Annotated in this window: 5 protein-coding genes; 3 read left to right on the forward strand and 2 right to left on the reverse strand. The window is 36.4% G+C overall.

The features are described from left to right. Positions 1–131 precede the first annotated feature (131 nt). The 3 genes from K6G87_RS00005 (at position 132) to K6G87_RS00015 (ending at position 2,458) form a co-directional block, all read left to right on the forward strand. A complete protein-coding gene (locus K6G87_RS00005; RefSeq protein ID WP_296832115.1) occupies positions 132–899 on the forward strand; it encodes a nucleoside phosphorylase in 768 nt (255 codons plus the stop codon). Positions 900–998: 99 nt separating this feature from the next. Then, positions 999–1,793 carry a phosphorylase family protein gene (locus K6G87_RS00010; protein ID WP_296832118.1) on the forward strand — a complete coding sequence of 265 codons (795 nt, stop codon included), beginning with the start codon at positions 999–1,001 and terminating at the stop codon, positions 1,791–1,793. A gap of 125 nt (positions 1,794–1,918) precedes the next feature. After that, the gene (locus K6G87_RS00015; RefSeq protein WP_296832121.1) at positions 1,919–2,458 is read left to right on the forward strand and encodes a hypothetical protein; all 540 of its coding nucleotides are present in this window, start codon (positions 1,919–1,921) and stop codon (positions 2,456–2,458) included. Positions 2,459–2,510: 52 nt separating this feature from the next. Here the strand turns inward: K6G87_RS00015 and K6G87_RS00020 are convergent, their stop codons facing one another. Together K6G87_RS00020 and K6G87_RS00025 are read right to left on the reverse strand one after the other, a co-directional pair. Beyond that, positions 2,511–3,485: a hypothetical protein gene (locus K6G87_RS00020; RefSeq protein ID WP_296832123.1), complete on the reverse strand. Its 975-nt coding sequence runs from the start codon at positions 3,483–3,485 to the stop codon at positions 2,511–2,513. After that, complete coding sequence (locus K6G87_RS00025) at positions 3,482–4,093, reverse strand: hypothetical protein (protein ID WP_296832126.1); 612 nt, start codon at positions 4,091–4,093, stop codon at positions 3,482–3,484. Before K6G87_RS00025 ends, K6G87_RS00020 begins: the two co-directional genes overlap by 4 nt. Between the last annotated feature and the right edge of the window lie 281 nt (positions 4,094–4,374).

Genomic DNA, 4,374 nt, shown 5'->3' on the forward strand with positions numbered 1-4,374 from the left:
TATATGCTGCAATAAGGACAACTACGGCTCAGTTGGTTCTATCAAGAATAACGGCGGAATTTTGGAAAATGAAATTGTTACCGAAGATGGAGAAGTATTTCAAAGATATTGGATAACAATAGGAGACAGCTATGATAAATAAAAATGAAATCCCGATTTTAGAATATGACGATGTCTCAAAAGAAGTGATCCAGCCAGATCACGACTTTGAGGATATAAGACTTCCAAAAAAATGTCTTTTTACTTTCCTTGGGGATGTGGTACACGAATATGCCAAAGCTCACAATGCAGAAGTTATAAGACAGCTAATTACTGTATCACATACATATAATGTTTATATTCTTCATGAAGATAAAGAAGATATCTGCCTTGTTCAGTCACTCATAGGTTCAGCAGCGGCTGTTCAGGTTCTTGACTCTTTAGTATCTGCAGGGTGCAGGGAAGTAATAGCAGTTGGCTCCTGCGGCGTTCTTGATGGGATTCCCGAGAATGCCTTTCTTGTTCCAACCAAAGCTTTAAGGGATGAAGGGACATCTTATCATTATCTTCCTGCATCAAGATATATAGAGCTTGATGACAAGATGGTTAAAGCCATTGAAGCTACGTTCAAGAAGCATAACCTTCCTTTTATAACCTGCACGACCTGGTCTACTGATGGCTTTTTCAGGGAGACTAAAGACATGGTAAGATATAGATTAGAAGAGGGGTGTAAAGTTGTTGAGATGGAGTGCGCAGCTCTTGCTGCATGCTGCAGACATAGAGGCGCAAGCTTCGGGCAGTTTTTGTTTACAGCAAATTCCCTTGCCAACGTCCATGAATATGATGCAAGAGATTTTGGAACAGATTCTCATGAGAAAGCACTCTTATTGGGACTCGACGTTTTAAGGGAACTGGCTTAATACATGTTTTTATAAAGAGAGTGAGCTAGATTAAAGGAAAATGTTTGGAAATTTCTGAAGGGATTTTTGAGCATTGTAATAAATGAATAGGAGACTTCAATGAAAGAAAAGCTGAAAAAGATTATGGATACCTTTCACAAATATAATTCTGAACATATGGCAGCGCTGACGTTTGGACTTAGCGAAGATATATTATATGATGCGCTTGTGATCGCACCAAGCTTTACACCATATAAGCTTGGTATGGATAAGACATGTAAAGTTACAACCTTGAAAGAAGGGGCATATCTTGGAGGCTATCTTGTAGAAAAAGATGGGCTTAATATTGCCTGGATAAAGCTTGGATCATCTGCTGGAAATACGATCGATCATATGGCTTTATGTGCGGAACTTAAATTTAAAAGAATGATTTTCATTGGCGCTGTTGGCGGCCTTAAACCTGAGTTTGAACTTGGAGATATTTGCACTCCGACGTATTCCATATCAGGCAGCTATGCGGATACTTATCTTATGGGAGAATCCATAAGGGATAATACATTATTTTCAAAAGTATATCCGGATATGAATTATGTGGAAGAAGTAATAAGCCTTTGTAAGACCAAAGGTTATGATATAAAAAAGGCCAGTGTATTTTGCACACCATCTATCGCGCTTGAATACATGCATCTGGATGAGATAAGATCATTCGACACTGATCTTATTGAAATGGAGACAAGCTCCTTTTATCTTATGACTGATCTATTTGAAATACCCGGAATAGCTCTTTTGGTAGTATCCGATAATTCAGCATCAGGTGCGGCACTGGTAGGACGTACTGATACGCAGCAAAGACAGTTTGATCGTGGAAGAATGGAGGTACTTCCGGATATGATCCTGACAATTTCAGGCTGCTGATCTTGCCACGCGTGTTATAATGGCATTTGACTTATTTTATTATGATGTAGCCAGAAAACCCGTTACCTTTAGGTGATGGGTTGTTCACCAGCAAAATATATAAAGACAGATTATAGAGGCTAAATATGTATTTATATCAGGTAACTAATGACAGAGAAAGAGAATATATAAAGAACTACGTATCGAGGGTTGAAAAAACAGGATTTTTATTTAATTTGTTTATGAAATTTGGTCTCATTATTCCATTTATGCTTTTTAACGTATCGATACCACAATTTGTAAACGTATTTAAAGGCTATGGCACCATTACAGATTTTTTTATCGCACTTTTTCTTTTTGTTTTCGGAATACTCTTTTCTTTTGTCTTTTATTATTTGGGATTTGAGAAAACTGCCTGTGAAAAGAAATTTTTAAAACAGGTAGAAAAAGGCGAATTATATATTAGTAAAGTAAAGATACTAAAGATTAAGATAACTAATAGTTCCAATGGAGTTAATCATCATTATTATGTAACGTCTTATATTGATGAAACAGGTAATGTATATAATGAAAAATTTGTAAAAGCATATGGTTATAACGGATCTAACAAGTACGAGTTTGGATTTATGTACAATGATGTCGATAAAGGATATTCTTTTAAGGGAATAATACCTCTTATGGAATAAATCTTTTATTTTAATATACCCTCTTATGGAATAATACCTTTAATGTTATCCTCTATTTTCTAAATACGATCCAGTTATGTGACCATGGAACAGGAAGATTGAATAAAGTCATAACCTTTCCTGATGGGCGGCGATACCAGGAATAGTTCCAACCTGCGCCCATATCCATGTACACAGCATTGGTTACACCAATTTTTTGAAGTTCTTCCATAAAATCTGTAAAATGCATCATATTTACAGAATCTATGATGCACAGATTTCCGTTAAGTTCTGCAAGAGTCCTGTAACAGCGGGCCCTTGGCCTGTCAAAATTCATTACGACTTCTTTATTATTTATAAGGCCAAATTGCATAAAGCCGCTTCCCCCTGCTTCTGCAGCCTTTTTTATAGCTGAAGTTGTATCATCAAATACAAATTCAAAATCATTATCATAAAAAACTACTGCAGCAAATGCGTCCTTATTATAAGGGCTTTCATAATACTCTCCGCAAACGGCATGATCTCCTTCAACATTCTCTTGGCTAAAGCTAAGACTTACAGTATGCTGAAAGGCAGCTCCGCTGCACCAGGTAATGGTATCATCTGATTTGGAAGGGCGATCTTCACATACAAGATCAACCTGTGAATACTCAGGGAATATAATATAAAGAGTTCCTGTATTGTATATAGTTGTCTCATCTTTTGGAAGTATATCTTCATATGCCATGTTTGTAGCATCAATGCTTTCAGGTATATTCACGTGATATTGGGATATAAGTCCCATGAATATAAAGGCAAAAGCCGGAATTACCAAAAAGGATGAGGCGTAGAAAATGTGGTACAGGAACTTGAGGAATTTATATTTAAGTTTTTCAGGTCCCCATAGGTATATTATCAGTGTTACAGACTGTATAATAGCGAGTGACAGGTACAGTCCATATAATAGATCTAACCACATCTGGGCTACAAAAAATGTAGTGAAGGCACAAAGAGACAGAAGAGCCATTGCCATAAGCCATAATCCTGACAGACGTTTTGTGATCTTCATTTTACTTCCTCCTTTTGGCGCTTTTGTGTAAGCAGCTCATGATGCAGTACCTTGAAGGAGTCAAGCTGTGATTCAATGCATACTACAAGTAGAATTATCGACATGTCTGTAAGATACCAAAAGGCATTTTTCCATAATATAACAGGAGCAAAATCAAGTCTGCTATTGGCAATAAGAAGCAGGATATACACAGCGAATTTAAATCCAATAGCCATGCGGTTAAGGATTACATTTTCCGGATTTCCGTGTTTGGCATAGTTTATAAAGAAGTGATTTATGGCGATGATGATGGTCATAAGAAAAGACATTCCGGCTGCAGCCAGGTATAAGCTTCCCTGAACTCCTGCTACAAGATATGTATCGAAGTCTTCCTCTCCCCACAATCTTGCAAAGACAAGATAAGCTTCCTGATACATAAGGCAGAATAAGACACCGCCCAAAAGTCCCTTGGTCACGTCCCAGTTATAATGCCTGAATGCAAGATACATAGCAATAGAAGTAACCAGTTTTACAACTATATCAAATATAGTAAAAGAGTCACCTGACATATATACAATAATAAAAGATATAATGCTTGTGATAACAACAAATATACAAGTTACTGACATTAAGTTTTCATTTAGAAATATTGATTCTTTTGGGGGATTATTATCTGTTTTCATGATTATATTCTATCACATCTTAATCAATACAAAAGGTGATCAAAGGCTCCTTTTTTTAGTTCTGAATTCCTGGGGCAGCATTCCTTCTTTGGCATTAAACTCGGAAGAAAAATAGCTAGATGAACATCAAGCACTTTGCCTGCCAATAGCCATTTTTAATAATTATCTTATACTTTTAATAGTTGAATTTGCCATAAGCCTTAGCTTTTGTGATAGCTCTTTTTCAT

This window comes from Butyrivibrio sp., from assembly GCF_024699075.1.

Bases quoted from the DNA above. Each gene is read 5' to 3' on its own strand.
- K6G87_RS00005 (WP_296832115.1), top strand. From the start codon at position 132: ATGATAAATAAAAATGAAATCCCGATTTTAGAATATGACGATGTCTCA.
- K6G87_RS00010 (WP_296832118.1), top strand. From the start codon at position 999: ATGAAAGAAAAGCTGAAAAAGATTATGGATACCTTTCACAAATATAAT.
- K6G87_RS00015 (WP_296832121.1), top strand. From the start codon at position 1,919: ATGTATTTATATCAGGTAACTAATGACAGAGAAAGAGAATATATAAAG.
- K6G87_RS00020 (WP_296832123.1), bottom strand. From the start codon at position 3,485: ATGAAGATCACAAAACGTCTGTCAGGATTATGGCTTATGGCAATGGCT.
- K6G87_RS00025 (WP_296832126.1), bottom strand. From the start codon at position 4,093: ATGTCAGTAACTTGTATATTTGTTGTTATCACAAGCATTATATCTTTT.